The organism is Microcoleus sp. S13C4 (assembly GCF_036700865.1).
Taxonomy (GTDB): domain Bacteria; phylum Cyanobacteriota; class Cyanobacteriia; order Cyanobacteriales; family Microcoleaceae; genus Microcoleus.
In genome coordinates, this window is the sequence record NZ_JAUBPS010000001.1 from 314408 (window position 1) to 330254 (window position 15847).

A 15847-nucleotide genomic window follows, 5' to 3' on the forward strand; every position below is an offset into this window, starting at 1 on the left:
TGTCCAACTTCTCTTTTGACAAAAGCGATGGATTAAGATAAATATTTGTAAAAAGTTAAGAAAAAAGCGTCCAATAGTAAAAGCAACTCTTGTCAATATTCGATCGCGTTGTTTGGGAAAAAAACAGCAAAATGCTAGACCTGCTGCTAATTAGCGCTTTGGGATTTCTCGGCAGTTTCGGTCACTGCGCCGGGATGTGCGGCCCGCTGACAATGGCGTTTTCTCTTTCTAATTCCGGCAACGATAAATTAGCTGCTTTGCGCTTTCATTTGCTGCTAAATTTGGGGAGAATTGCTGCTTACGCTTTCGTTGGTGCTGCAATTGGCGGGCTGGGTTCGGTGCTAATTGCTGGCGGACTTTTGGCAGGTACGGGTAGCGCATTGCGGCGGGCGATCGCACTTCTAACGGGCACGATGCTAATTTGGTTCGGAGTAGTGCAAATTAAACCGAACTTGCTGCCCAGATTGCCGCTGCTGCACCCAATGTCGCACGATCAAGTCGGACAAACAATGAGCAAGCTTTCGGCACAAAAAAACTGGTGGGTGCCGATTGGTTTGGGTTTGCTTTGGGGTTTGATTCCCTGCGGTTTCCTCTACGCGGCGCAGATTAAGGCGGCGGAAACCGGAAACCCGGTTTTGGGTGCGGCGACGATGCTGGCTTTTGGACTCGGCACCTTGCCAACTATGATGGGAGTGAGTTTTTTTGCTGGCAGATTGAGCGCGGACAAGCGCAGTCAACTGTTTCGGGCGGGTGGTTGGGTGACGGTGGCGATCGGAATTCTTACCTTGCTGCGAACCGATGAAATGGTTGATTTTACGGGTCACGCAGCGCTGCTGTGTCTGATGCTAGCACTGTTGGCGCGTCCGGTTAGCAAGTTTTTGCCGCAACTGCTGCGCTACCGCCGCGCCTTGGGTGTGGGTGCGTTTGCCTTAGCAGTCGCCCACACGTTTCATATGCTGGATCATACGCTGCAATGGAATTTTGATGCTGTGTCTTTCATGTTGCCGCAGCATCAGTTGGGAATGGTGGCTGGGATAACGGCGCTGCTGTTGATGTTGCCGGCGGCGGTTACAAGTTGCGATCGTATTCAAAATTATTTAGGCAAACTGTGGCGAATGCTTCACCTGTTAAGCATTCCAGCTTTCTTGCTGTGCGCTGTACACGCGGCACTCATCGGTTCCCACTATCTCGGGGGTTTTGAATGGAAGTTGCACAATCAACTGCTGACAGCCCTGTTAGCGGTGGTTACGGTGTTAGTTATGTTTGTGCGATCGCGCTTGTTTTGGTCAGTTTTATCACTAGAAAATTTCTATGTTTCCCCTGTCAAACAAAAGTAAAAGTTTGGGATTGTTAGTTTTTTTGGGATTGCTAGTTGAAGCAGCAACTCCCAGTGCGCCGCAGTTAAACTCGATTTCAGTTTTGGCGCATGAAGTCGAAGTCTCTGGAGATGTAGCCGCTACCTTTCACCTAGAACCCAACCACAACCCCCGCGCCGGACAGCCTGCGAGAGTGTGGTTTGCGCTGACTCGTAGGGGCGGTCAAATTATTCCGTTAGAGCAGTGTAATTGCAAGTTAGGCATTTATACCAAAGGTTATAAACAGGGGGATAAACCGCTGATGCAACCGCCTTTAAAAGTAATCTCTGCGGAGCATTACAAAGGCATTCCGGGAGCTGATATTGTGTTTCCAAAGGCTGGAATTTACGAACTTGAATTGAGCGGAACAGCCCAAAACAAAGCTAATTTTAAACCCTTTAAACTGACTTATACAGTCACGGTTCGCTAATATAATCTTTCCTTCACCGAACATAAATCTTGTAGGGGCGGGCTCACCGACAATAAATGCCTAAAACCCACAATCTCATAAACCCGCCCCCACCAACGGCAAATCATAATCTACCTATTTTAACATACAAGAAGATACAACCAAAATCTGTATAAAACCTTAAAAGTTGCCAACTCTACAAAATGTCACAAATTTTTACACTACATTATAACCAGTGTCCATTATGGAATTTGTGCAAGCTAACCTATCTTAAACTGAGCAAAGAATATAACGATGGATATCTTATCTAACACCGTGGCGCTATCGCGGATGCAATTTGCGCTAACCGCCATATTCCATATGCTGTGGCCAGTTCTGACTACTGGAATGGGGATTTATCTGGTATTTGTTGAAGGAATGTGGCTAAAAACTCGCAATCCCGACTACTACCACCACGCTCGTTTTTGGTCTAAACTCTACCTCCTCAACTTCGGAATTGGAGTAGCTTCAGGAATTCCGATGGAATTTCAGTTTGGCACGAATTGGGCACCATTTTCTGAAGCTGTTGGTGACTTCTTTGGCAGCATTTTGGGCTTTGAAGCTTCAATGGCATTTATGCTAGAAGCCGGCTTTTTAGGAATTATGCTGTTTGGTTGGGAGCGCGTTCACCCGATCGTCCATTATTTCGCTACAATCATGGTAGCCTTCGGCGCTAACCTATCCACAGTGTGGATTTTAGTCGCTAACTCTTGGCTGCAAACTCCTGCGGGTGGAGAAATGGTCAATGGCAAGTTTATTGTCAGCGATTACTTTCAAGCAATTATGAACCCGTTCGCATTAAACAGCATTCTTCATATGTTTTTTGCGACGTTAGAAACTTCGCTGTTTGTCATTGGGGGAATTAGCGCTTGGTACATTCTTAATAAGCGCAACCAAGCCTTTTTTTCCAAGTCTTTAAAAATTGCCATAGCGACAGCAATCGCCGTTGCACCTTTGCAGATATACATCGGACATTTAAGCGCCGAACAAGTTTATCACTATCAACCCACTAAATTAGCAGCAATCGAAGCTAAGTGGGAAACTTCACCAGCGGGAGAGTCAGCCGATTGGACTTTGCTAGCTTTGCCTAATGAAAAAGCCCAAAAAAATGACTGGGAAATTAGCATTCCCAATGGCTTAGGATACGTCCTGGAATTCAAACAAAAACTCTCTGAACCCGTACTCGGTTTAAAGGAATGGAAGCCAGAAGATAGACCCCGCATGGTGGGTTTAATCTACTATTGTTTTCGGATCATGTCCGGGATTGGATTCTTCTTTGTAGGATTGATGCTGTTCAGTATAATTCAGTGGATGCGAGGCAAACTTTCTGCTGAAAATATTAGCAGTCAACCTTGGCTGATGCGCGCTTGGGTATTAGCTGCTCCCCTGGGATATATTGCTGTAGAATCTGGTTGGATTGTCCGCTGTGTCGGCCGACAACCTTGGGCTTTATACGGGCAAATTCGCACTGCTGATGCGGTGTCAAACATCCCGGCCAGCAATGTTTTAACTTCTCTCAGTTTCTTTGCCGTTGTTTACAGCTTTTTGTTTGTTTGTGCCTTGTATTTTGGCAGCCGAATTATCCGCCAAGGGCCTAATTTAAGTCTGCCTGTGCCAGGTTTAGACAATGAACCTGCCATCGAAAGTCAACCCGCAGAACACATTCCCGATCAACGTCCCGTAGAAGCACAACAATAGGAGATTTTATGCAAGCTTTGGAGCATTTTCTCCCGCAAGTTTGGTTCGTGATTTTAGGTATTTTTCTCTTGCTTTACGTCATGCTAGACGGTTTTGACTTGGGAGTCGGAATCTTGTCTCTGACTGCTGATGACGAGGAACGCAGGGGCATTTTAATGACAAGTCTGGGTAATGTTTGGGACGCTAACGAAACTTGGCTCGTGTTGATGGGAGGCGCTCTGTTTGGCGCATTTCCCCTCGCTTACGGCACGATTTTAACGGCGCTGTATATACCGATTTGCATGATGCTTTTTGGTTTGATATTTCGGGCTGTCGCCTTTGAGTTTCGCGAGCATTCTAATCGCAAGTTATTCTGGAATTATGCTTTTGGTGCTGGCAGTTTTTTAGCAGCTTTAGCTCAAGGATTTGCCCTCGGTGCGGTGCTCGAAGGCATTGCGGTTGATGAAGCTGGTCACTTTGTGGGTACTACTTGGGATTGGCTGGATTGGCGATCGATCTTGGTTGCTTTGACGCTGATTCAAGGGTATGTTTTGATCGGTTCAACCTATCTAATTATGAAAACAGAGGGCGAACTGCAAAGAAATCACTATCGCACTGCTAAAATTGCGGCGGTGACGACTTTAATCGGAGCCGTTTTAATTACGATCGCCACTCCGATTTTTTACGAAAGTGCTAGAGCCAGGTTGTTTGAGAAACCGCTAGTTTATGTCTTTGCCGCGATTCCTTTGCTGGGGGTGCTGTTGGTGGGGCTGCTGCTGAAAAGTCTCGCCAACAAAGAAGAACGCACGCCGTTTGTCTGGACAATTCTGATTTTTTTGCTCAGTTTTATCGGCTTGGGTTTGATTGTTTTTCCCTATATTATTCCCTCGCAAATCACGATTTACCAAGCCGCAGCTTCGCCCAGCGCCCTGGTATTTATGATTGTGTTCATGGGCGTTCTGCTCCCGATTATGATTTTTTACAACATTTACAATTATGTTGTGTTTCGGGGTAAGGTGGTCGGGGGCCACTACGGGGAATAAAGAATAATAAAACCGCAGATTTAAGTCAATATACGCAGATAAGCTCAACTCTATATCCGGGTTTATCTACGTATATTTGCGGTTAAAAATTACAAATTATGGTTTGTTGATACATCACAACTTACGCAACCATACTATACATAACATAGCCCAAATAGGGCGGACTAGGGAAAGAAACTCGTTTAGGATTAGCGATCGCACGTCATGCGATTTGAAATTTGAGATTTGAGATTTTAGGTTGCTCCCCTCCTGAGCCTGCAAAGGAATGAGTCCAGGGGGTTGCGATCAGTATGGGGAGCTTTTTTCACAGGTACACGGATGAATCCGGGGGCTTGTGACCAAGTTGATTTCGGTCAAATAATAATTGATAAACATGGGGGAAAAATTACAGTTAATTCTGTCCCTAGCGAGGGTGCAGAGTTTGAGATCGGTATCTTTGTCACATAATAAAATACAATGGAATAGAAGGTTTTAATTTAACTGTTTTATAATAAAGGGTCAACAAGTTATGGATGCGATCGCCAATTTGTCAGGTTATGAGATTACAGAGCAACTTTATGTAGGTACACGTACCCTAGTCTATCGAGGTATCCGTACCCGTGACCAATACCCAGTCGTCATCAAACTGCTGCGAAACGAATACCCCCCCTTCAACGAGCTCGTCCAGTTTCGCAACCAATATACCATTGCCAAAAATCTAGATTTCCCTCACATCGTCAAACCGCTGACGCTGGAAGTATACCAGAATAGCTATGCCCTAGTAATGGAGGATTTTGGCGGAGTCTCCCTACCTACTTATCTCCAAACAGCAACAACTGGAACCCAACCATCTAAAGCTTTACCTTTAGCAGAATTTCTCCAACTTGCCATACAACTAACAGACATTATCCACTATCTCTACCAAAACCGAGTCATTCACAAAGATATTAAACCCGCTAATATTCTCATTAATCCAGATACCCAACAAATTCAACTAATTGACTTTAGTATTGCTTCCCTGCTACCACGAGAAACCCAAGAGATCCAGAATCCCAATATCTTAGAAGGAACATTAGCCTATCTCTCCCCAGAACAAACCGGACGGATGAATCGAGGTATTGACTATCGTAGTGACTTTTATTCCCTGGGTGTGACATTTTATGAATTCTTGACAGGACAGTTGCCATTTATCTCGGATGATCCGATGAAATTGGTGCATTGTCATCTCGCCAAACAGCCAATACCGATCCATCAAATTAATCCAGAAATCCCCTTGATTTTCTCGCAAATTGTCAGTAAGCTGATGGCAAAAAATGCCGAAAAACGCTATCAAAGTGCATTAGGACTCAAGCACGATTTAGAGATTTGTTTAGTTCAGTTACAAGAAACAGGTCAGATAGAATCTTTTGAACTCGGAAAGCGAGATATTAGCGATCGCTTTACTATCCCCGAAAAGCTCTACGGTAGAGAAAAAGAAGTTGATAAACTATTAGCTGCCTTTGAGCGAGTCAGCCTGGGAGCAACAGAAATGATGCTAGTAGCAGGCTTTTCGGGAATTGGGAAAACCGCCGTTGTCAATGAAGTTCATAAACCCATTGTCCGTCAGCGCGGTTATTTTATCAAAGGCAAATACGATCAATTTCAACGCAACATTCCCTTCAGTGCCTTTGTGCAAGCCTTCCGCGACTTAATGGGTCAACTGCTATCAGAATCGGATACCCAACTGCAAACATGGAAAACCCAGATTTTAGCAGCAGTGGGAGACAACGGACAAGTCTTGATTGATGTGATTCCTGAGTTAGAAGGCATAATTGGCAATCAACTTCCTGCAACAGAATTGTCAGGAAGTGCCGCCCAAAATCGCTTTAATCTGCTCATGCAGAAATTTGTGCAAGTTTTCACGAGCAAAGAACATCCTTTAGTGATGTTTTTGGATGACTTGCAATGGGCGGATTCAGCCTCCCTAAATTTGCTACAATTATTGATTAAGGATACAGGATATTTATTAGTATTGGGGGCATATCGAGATAATGAAGTTTCGCCCGTGCATCCATTTATCTTAACAGTGGATGAGATAGTTAAAACTGGGGCAATAGTGAAGACGATTACTTTGCCACCATTAAGCGAAACCGATATGAATTTGTTGGTGGCGGATACGCTGAATAGCGAATCATCCCTTGCCCAACCTTTGACAAAATTAGTTTATCAAAAAACTCAGGGAAATCCTTTCTTTGCCACTCAGTTTCTCAAGGCATTACATGACGAGCAGTTAATTAGCTTTAATTGGGAGATTCGGCATTGGCAGTGTGATCTTTCCCAAGTCAAAGCCTTAGCGATCACTGATGATGTCGTTGAATTCATGGCTTGGCAATTGCAGAAGTTGCTGCCAGAAACTCAGGATGTTCTCAAATTAGCTGCGTGTATAGGCTCGCAGTTTGATTTGAATACGTTAGTAATTGTCAGTGAGAAATCTGCTGGAATGACGGCTACGGCTTTATGGAAAGCCTTGCAGGAAGGTTTGGTGATTCCAACGACCAAAATCTATAAGTTCTTTACGGAATCGGATAGTGATGAAGTTTTCAAGTCTTCAGCTAATCCAACTTATCGCTTCTTACACGATCGCGTCCAGCAAGCCGCATATTCGCTAATTCCCGATTCACAGAAAAAAGCAACGCACCTCAAAATAGGACAGTTACTCCAGCAAAATTGCGCCGAAATAGAGCAAGAGGAAAAACTGTTTGATATTGTCGGGCATTTGAATCGAGGAATTGAGTTAATCACCGAAAGTAGCGAACGAGAAGCCTTAGCTAAACTGAACTTGGCAGCCGGTTGTAAAGCCAGAAATTCTACCGCCTACACGGCAGCCAGAGTTTATCTACAAGTGGGGGTTGACCTACTGAGGGCCAACTGCTGGCAAAGCCAGTATGAATTAACCCTAAAACTCTATGTTGCTGCTGCTGAAGTCGCGTATTTGAATGCTGACTTTGATGGCATGGAACAGATGACCGCACAAGTGTTAGAGAATGCACAGACAATCTTAGACAAAATCAAAATTTACGAAATTCAAATCGTCGCACAGACAGCACAAAGCAAGACGTTAGAAGCGATTGCAGTAGCAAGAGATGCACTCTGGCAATTGGGGGTTGAACTCCCCACCGAAGCTGACGAAGCCTTGATTGGTAAAGCGCTACAGAGCCTGGCGGGCCAACTCAGGGGCAGAAAAATTGAGGAACTAATCGATTTGCCTGTGATGAGCGATCCTCAGACTCAGGCAGCTATGCCCATATTGGCAATGTTATTTGCACCCATTCTCCAAGGAATTCCAGGCTTAGTGCCCCTACTGAGCTCCACGATGGTAAATTTATCGCTTCAATTTGGGAATGCACCCGCATCAACAGTGGGCTATGCGATTCATGGACTTGTATTAAGTGCCTTTTTGGGAGAGGCAAAAACGGGCTATAGCTTTGGTAAATTAGCCCTCTCATTGCTAGATCGGGTCAATGCACGAGAATTTAAGTGCATTACTCATAATATGTTTGGCGCATTTATTCAGCATCATCAAAATGCTATGAGGGCAGGGATACCAACCCTGAAAGAGGGCTTTATAGCTGGCATGGAAACGGGCGATTTTCTTAACGCTGGCTACAACATAGCTACTTACAGCTACCTCAACTTTTACGGTGGGGTAGAACTGGATACTTGGGAACCGGAACTTGCAGTCTACAGTGCTACCTTGGCTCAGGTGAAGCAATATTCGGCTCGGACTTATTTGCATATGGAGTGGCAGATGTTGCAGAACTTGAGGGAAGTTCGTACTCTGTCGGATTGCTTAATCGGCGAAGCCTATGATGAAACGGTAATGATTCCTAAGCACTATCAGGATCGTGAATTCAGTGCGATCGCTCTTGTCTACATTTACAAACTACTGCTTGCCTACTGCTATGGCAATTATCCGGCTGCCTTAAACTACATTGGCCAAGTCAATCCGTATTTGATGGCATTATCGGGATTGGTTCATGTTCCCATTTTCCATTTCTATGCAGCCCTGACGCACCTGGCACTTTTACCCACACACCCAAAAACCGAGCAATCTTCCATTCTTGCCTCTGTAGAAATCCATCAAACGACTTTGCACCAGTGGGCGCAAAATGCTCCCATGAATCATCTGCATAAATGGTATTTGGTTGAAGCAGAACGGCAGCGGGTTTTGGGCAATAGAGCAGATGCACTTGAAATGTACGATCGCGCCATCCAACTAGCTCAAGAAAATAAATTCATCAACGAAGAAGCCCTCGCCAACGAACTAGCAGCTAAATTCTACTTGAAATGGGGCAAAGAAAAAGTAGCTAAAGCCTACATGATTGAAGCGTATTATTGTTATGCCCGATGGGGAGCTAAAGCCAAAATTGACGATTTGGAAAAACGTTATCCTCGCCTACTCGGTATTATCCTTCAGCAACCTCAATCCTTTAGTTCCTTTAGGGAAACGATCGCCCGGGGAACGATTACTTCTACTCACTCTTCTAGCAGCAACTCGGAATTTCTAGATTTACCTACTCTGATCAACGCCTCTCAAGCCATTTCTGGCGAGATTGAACTAGATAAACTCCTGACTACTCTTTTAAAAATAGCGATCGCGAATGCGGGGGCAACTAAGTGTGTCTTATTGCTCAAACAAAAACAGTATTTACAGGTAGTGGCTCTTTTAGAAGAGGGACATGAACCTGAGCTATTACCATCAATACCGCTAGAATCGAGTCAGGATGTAGCAATTAGTTTGGTTAACACGGTCAAGCGTAGTTTGAAACCTTTGGTAATAGTCGATGCTAGGGTAAGTTTCGAGGTTGCGAGCGATCGCTATATTGAACAGCACCAGCCGATCAGTGTTCTGTGTATTCCAATTCTTAATCAAGGGCAGTTGATAGGCGTTTTATACCTGGAAAATAACCTGACCGTAGGGGCGTTTACTAGCGATCGCATAGAAGTGCTAAATTTGCTGGCTTCTCAAGCTGCTATTTCCTTAGAAAATGCCCGTTTGTATCAAGAATCTCAACAAGCATTTACCGATCTCAAACAAGCACAAATAAAAATAGTTCAAAGCGAAAAGATGTCAGCATTGGGAAACTTAGTTGCTGGGGTTGCTCACGAAATTAATAATCCGGTTGGTTTTCTGGTTGGTAATATTCAACCCGCCTTAGATCACATCAAAGATTTGTTTGGACTGCTCGATTTGTATGAACAAAAATATCCGCAACTCGATCCAGAAATTCAAGAGGAAATCGAGAACATCGATCTGGAATACATCCGGGAAGATTTACCGAAATTAGTAGGTTCGATGCGGGAAGGCGTGAAGCGGATTCGGGATATTAGTACCAGTCTACGAACCTTCTCCCGTGCGGATACTAACTATCCCATAGCTTGCAATATTCACGATGGCATCGATAGCACCATTATGATCCTGAAACATCGCCTCAAGGGTAACGATACTCGTCCAGAAATCAAAGTGATTAAGGAATACGGTAATTTGCCACAAGTGGAGTGTTATGCCGGACAGTTGAATCAAGTATTTATGAATTTGTTAGGTAATGCGATCGATGCTTTGGATGAATCCAATCAAGGACGACTTTATGCAGAAATTGCCAATAAAATTACCATTAAAACCGAAGTGGGGGGGGAGAAAAAACAAGCGATTATTCGCATTAAAGATAACGGTGTAGGCATGAGTGAGGCAGTGCAAGAGAAGATTTTTGAGGATTTATTTACTACTAAGGGAGTAGGGAAAGGTACAGGATTGGGTTTGGCGATCGCACGGCAGATTATAGTTGAGAAACACGGCGGTACAATCGAGGTAAATTCTGTATTGAGAGAAGGGACGGAGTTTATAATTTTCTTGCCCATGAAAGGATAAGACTATTTTGATAGATGGCAATCTTTTTATTCAAAAGTGAAAAAGAATAAAAGCGGTAGAGTCTGTCTGCTGGGGATATCCCAGTTCTATACTCGTCAGACTTGACAAATAAAAGTGTATACTTAGTTACAAGAGTCAATGTCTGAGATGGAGTAATCCAGATGAATGCAGTAGTGAATTTGACAAACCGAATTTCTGGATATCATCTGGGTGAGCAATTATACTGCGGTTCGAGAACCTTAGTTTATCGAGCCATTCGAGAAACAGACCAGCTTCCAGTTGTAATTAAACTATTAAATCGAGACTATCCCAGCTTCAGTGAACTGCTGCAATTCCGCAACCAGTATACTATAGCCAAAAATCTACCTCTGCCTGGAGTCGTTAAACCCTACAATTTAGAGTCCTATCGCCACAGCTATGCCCTAGTAATGGAGGATTTTGGCGGTATTTCTCTGCGAGACTATGCCCAAGAACGATCGCTGACTCTAGCAGAAATATTGGAAATAGCCATTCAAATAACTGACATTCTTGACGGACTGTACCGAAACAGAGTCATTCACAAAGATATTAAGCCAGCTAACGTTCTAATACATCCGGAAACCAAACAAATTAAACTCATAGACTTTAGCATCGCCTCCCTACTTCCAAGAGAAACCCAAGAAATTCAAAATCCCAACGTTTTAGAAGGAACCCTCGCCTATATTTCTCCCGAACAAACTGGACGAATGAACCGAGGTATTGACTACCGCACCGACTTTTATTCTCTGGGAGCAACCTTTTACGAATTGCTGACAGGAGAACTCCCCTTTAAATGTGACGACCCCATGGAGTTGATTCACTGCCATATTGCCAAACAACCTCCTGCAATAAACAGCAAAGAAATCCCGCAGGTGATTTCGGATATTGTCATGAAGCTGATGGCAAAAAATGCCGAAAAACGCTATCAAAGTGCCTTGGGATTGAAGCATGACTTACAAAAGTGTTTGCAGCAGTGGCAAGAAACTGGAAAAATTGAAACTTTTGAGTTAGGAACGCGGGATATATGCGATCGCTTCCTGATTCCTGAAAAACTCTACGGTCGAGAAATAGAAGTACAAACCCTGTTGAGTGCCTTCGACCGAGTAGCGAATGGCACCTCAGAATTAATGCTAGTCGCTGGATTCTCCGGGATTGGAAAAACGGCTGTAGTCAACGAGGTGCATAAACCCATTGTCCGGCAACGGGGCTATTTCATTAAAGGTAAATTCGACCAGTTTAGCCGCAACATTCCCTTCTCGGCATTTGTCCAGGCTTTCCGCGATTTAATGGCACAATTACTCAGTGAAAGTGATGCCAAAATTCAAGAATGGAAAACCAAAATTCTGGAAGCACTCGGTGACAACGGCCAAGTCATTATTGAAGTCATTCCCGAACTAGAACGGATTATTGGACACCAACCCCCAGCCCCAGAAATATCGGGGATGGCTGCTCAAAATCTGTTTAATTTGCTCTTCCACAAATTCATTGCTGTCTTCACCACAAAAGAGCATCCCTTGGTGATGTTTTTGGATGACTTGCAATGGGCGGATTCGGCATCGCTGAAGTTAATGCAATTGCTAGTCAATGAGTCGCAATTGGGTTATCTGTTGCTGTTGGGAGCCTATCGGGATAATGAAGTATCACCAGGCCATCCCCTGATGTTGACCTTAGATGAAGTGAGGAAGGCCGGAACAACCCTCAACACCCTAACCTTAGCACCGCTCGACCCAATCAGTTTGAATCAATTGGTAGCGGATACGCTAGTTTGTTATCCTAATTTGGCACAACCGCTGACAGAATTAGTATATCAAAAAACTCAAGGAAATCCATTTTTTGCGACGCAGTTTCTCAAAGCCTTGCATCAGGATGAATTGATTATTTTTGATCTCCAAGCGGGTCATTGGCAGTGCGATATTAGTAAAGTGAGAGAAGCAGCACTGACCGATAATGTAGTGGATTTTATGGCGCAGCAGTTGCAGAAGTTGGCTAGAGAAACTCAGGATGTTTTAAAATTAGCCGCTTGTATTGGCAACCAGTTCGATTTAGCAACATTGGCAATTGTTTCAGAGAGTTCCGAAACGAAAACCGCAACGGCGTTGTGGAAAGCTTTACAGGAAGGGCTGATTCTTCCCCAGAGTGAAGTTTATAAGTTTTATGTAGGAATAGAACAGAATATTTCTCAAGCGATTACTCAAACGGTTGCCTATCGCTTCTTACACGATCGCGTTCAGCAAGCTGCTTATTCTTTAATTGCTGCTGACCAAAAACAGGCAACTCACCTAAAAATCGGGCAATTGTTGCTCCAGAATACCCCGATTCAAGAACGGGAAGAGCAGATTTTTGCCATTGTCAACCAATTGAATGTGGGATTGGAGTTAATTTCTCAACCAGCGGAACTTGAAGAAGTGGCGCGGTTGAACTTAACAGCAGGACGCAAAGCAAAAGCATCCACAGCCTATGCCGCAGCCGTGAAATACCTGAGTACGGCGATGGATTTGCTATCGAACTCGCGCTGGCAAACTCAGTACGATTTGACTTTAGAAATCGTTGTGGAAGCGGCAGAGGCAGAATATCTCAATACCAATTTTGCTGCCGCCAGTACCCTAGTCGAAATGGTGTTGCAGCACGGGAAAACATTACTAGATCGTATCCCAGCTTACGAGCTCAAGATACAAGTTTTTATGGCGCAACACCAATTGAACGATGCCATTGATACGGGATTGCAGGCATTAGAAGTGTTGGGCTACCCCGTTAACCTGAGCGAGCAGGACTTTTTAGTGGAATTGCCCACTTTAGAATGCTTGGAAGACTACCCCACCATGACTGACCCCGCACAACTAGCAGCCATGCGGATTCTTAAAGTCTGTCTTGCTCCTGTACTAGCAGGCAGACCGCAAATTCTGCTGCCAGTAGTTGTGAGGCAAGTGAAACTCTGTCTTGAAGGCGGTCACTCTCCTTTGGCATCAGGAACCTATGCTTGGTATGGCACGCTCTTATGCGGCGCTCTGGGCAACATTGATATCGGATATCAAGCAGGGCGGCTGGCACTGCAACTGCTCAAACATTTTGAAACCAGGGAACACAAAGTTGTTACCTATAATATGTTTTACACCTTCGTCCACCATTGGAAGGAGCCTTTACGAGAAAGCATATCTCCTCTTGCCGATGGGGTACAGATTGGGCTAGAAGGCGGAAATTACGAATATACAGGTTACTGCATCACCAACTATTGTTTCTACATATTCCTGGCAGGAGAAAACCTAGAAACTGTTGAATCTGAGCATAATAAATACCATAATTTGTTGCTAAGTTTGAAAGTGGAACACTCCATTTCTGTATCAGAGGTTTGGTATCAATTATTGTTGAATTTGTTGGGAAAAGCAGTCAACCCTCTCCAGTTAATTGGTGAGAGATTTGACGAATCTACCATGTTGTCGCAACTCCTAGAGCAGAACGATCAATTTGCTCTGTTCAATGCGTTTTTAGCAAAGACGATTCTGTTCTATCTGCTCGAAGAGTTCGAGCCAGCAGTGGAGAGTGCAGCTAAGGCAGCGAGTTACTCTAGCGTTGGGTCAGAAAATTTCGTCAATTTGCACTTCTACCAATCCCTAGCACTGCTGGCGAACTATCCCAACGTCTGTTCCCAAGAGCGATCGCATTACCTAAGTCAGGTTGATGCCAATCAGGAAAAAATGCAGTGTTGGATGCAGCACGCTCCGATGAACTACGAGCATAAGTACCATCTGGTGGCAGCGGAAAAAAATCGCGTTTTCAATCACAAAACAGAAGCCATAGAATTCTATGACCTGGCGATTAAAGGAGCCAAAGAAAACGAATACCTCCAAGACGAAGCGTTAGCCAACGAATTAGCTGCCAAGTTCTACCTGGACTGGGGCAAAGAAAAAGTTGCCGCCGGTTATATGCAGGAAGCATATTACTGTTATGCCCGTTGGGGAGCTAAAGCCAAAGTTGAAGACCTAGAACAACGCTATCGTCAATTACTTGGGCCCACCTTGAATCAGCCAAAACTCCGCTTTAATCCTCTAGAGACGCTGGCAACGATGAGCCACTCTTCGCAGACTTCAAGTAATAGCAGCACGAGTATTTCCGATGCCCTTGATTTCGCCTCTATTGTGCAAGCTGCTCAAGCTTTATCCAGTAAAATTCAGCTTGATGAATTGCTCAGCACCCTCAATCAAATTATTTTGAAAACTTCTGGGGCAGAAACTTGTGCTTTGCTACTCCCCCATCAGGATGAATGGCAAATCCGGGCAATAACGCACCTCAATCCAGATAATGAGTTACCCACAACCCTGCTGCAAACCCAACCTATAGATGGCTCGGCGGTGATTCCCCTCAAACTGGTTTATTATGTCAAACACACCCTAGAAACTGTGGTTATTGAAGGCGGCAAAACCGAAATTCCGGGTGTAATGAATGACTATATGCTCCAGCACAAGCCTCAGAGTATGCTATGTACTCCGATTCTCGATCGCGGCAACTTAGTTGCGATACTTTATCTGGAACATCGATCGACAAAAGGAGTGTTTACTCGCGATCGTCTCCTCGTCCTTAACTTCCTCTGTACTCAGGCTGCCATTTCCCTAGAAAATGCACGACTGTATCAGCAATCGCAGGATTACGCCCACCAGCAGGCAGCCATTTCCCAAGAAAATGCACGACTGTATCAGCAAGCGCAGGATTACGCCCACCAGGTGGAACAATCTCAACTGCAATTAGTGCAAAGCGAAAAAATGTCGGCATTGGGGAATTTAGTGGCCGGGGTTGCCCATGAAATTAATAATCCAGTTGGTTTTATTTCTGGGAATATTCGTGAAGCGATCGCCGCCGTCAAAGATATTACAGAATACTTGCAACTCTATCAAGAAAAATTTCCCAGTCCGGGTGAGGAAATCGAAGAAAAAGCAGAAGAGATGGAAATCGAATATATCTTAGAAGATTTACCCAAAATGTTGAATTCGATGCAAGTCGGGTGCGATCGCATCCAAGGCATCAGTACCAGTCTCCGCACCTTTTCCCGGGCTGACAAAGATTACAAAATTCCCTTCAATATTCATGAGGGAATTGACAGTACGATTTTGATTCTTAAACACCGATTGAAATCCAACGAACAGCGTCCAGCTATTCAAGTAGTGAAAGAGTACGGGAAACTGCCACCAGTTGAGTGCTTCCCTGGACAATTAAATCAGGTGTTTATGAATATCTTTGCCAATGCCATTGATGCACTGGAAGAATCGAATCGAGAACAGAGTTTTGCGAAGGTTAAAGCCCAAGCCAATTGCATCACGATTCGGACAGAAATGAAGTCTTCTGAGTGGGTTACGATTCGCATTTCTGACAACGGGCCAGGGATATCAGATGAGATAAAAGGTCATATTTTTGACCACTTATTTACCAC

6 protein-coding genes are annotated in these 15847 nt (G+C 44.3%); all 6 read left to right on the plus strand.

Features of this window, described 5'->3' with window-relative positions:
• Window positions 1-89 precede the first annotated feature (89 nt).
• Window positions 90-1337, plus strand: a complete 1248-nt coding sequence (locus QT996_RS01350; protein WP_333044094.1) for an urease accessory protein UreH domain-containing protein — start codon at window positions 90-92, stop codon at window positions 1335-1337.
• The gene (locus tag QT996_RS01355) at window positions 1312-1785 is read left to right on the plus strand and encodes a hypothetical protein (RefSeq protein ID WP_333044095.1); all 474 of its coding nucleotides are present in this window, start codon (window positions 1312-1314) and stop codon (window positions 1783-1785) included. The genes QT996_RS01350 and QT996_RS01355 overlap by 26 nt, the downstream gene beginning before the upstream one ends.
• 273 nt (window positions 1786-2058) lie before the next feature.
• Complete coding sequence (locus QT996_RS01360; protein ID WP_333044096.1) at window positions 2059-3501, plus strand: cytochrome ubiquinol oxidase subunit I; 1443 nt, start codon at window positions 2059-2061, stop codon at window positions 3499-3501.
• Window positions 3502-3509: 8 nt separating this feature from the next.
• Window positions 3510-4523, plus strand: coding sequence for a cytochrome d ubiquinol oxidase subunit II (gene cydB, locus QT996_RS01365; RefSeq protein ID WP_333044097.1), 1014 nt, complete (start codon window positions 3510-3512; stop codon window positions 4521-4523).
• Window positions 4524-5031: 508 nt separating this feature from the next.
• Window positions 5032-10410: an AAA family ATPase gene (locus QT996_RS01370; protein ID WP_333044098.1), complete on the plus strand. Its 5379-nt coding sequence runs from the start codon at window positions 5032-5034 to the stop codon at window positions 10408-10410.
• 161 nt (window positions 10411-10571) lie between these two features.
• Window positions 10572-15847, plus strand: a 5276-nt coding sequence (locus tag QT996_RS01375; protein WP_333044099.1) for an AAA family ATPase, incomplete at its 3' end; no start/stop codon positions are given.

What these genes read in the sequence shown, in the direction of transcription:
- QT996_RS01355 (WP_333044095.1), top strand. Translation starts at nt 1,312, where the DNA reads ATGTTTCCCCTGTCAAACAAAAGTAAAAGTTTGGGATTGTTAGTTTTT.
- QT996_RS01370 (WP_333044098.1), top strand. Translation starts at nt 5,032, where the DNA reads ATGGATGCGATCGCCAATTTGTCAGGTTATGAGATTACAGAGCAACTT.
- cydB (WP_333044097.1), top strand. Translation starts at nt 3,510, where the DNA reads ATGCAAGCTTTGGAGCATTTTCTCCCGCAAGTTTGGTTCGTGATTTTA.
- QT996_RS01360 (WP_333044096.1), top strand. Translation starts at nt 2,059, where the DNA reads ATGGATATCTTATCTAACACCGTGGCGCTATCGCGGATGCAATTTGCG.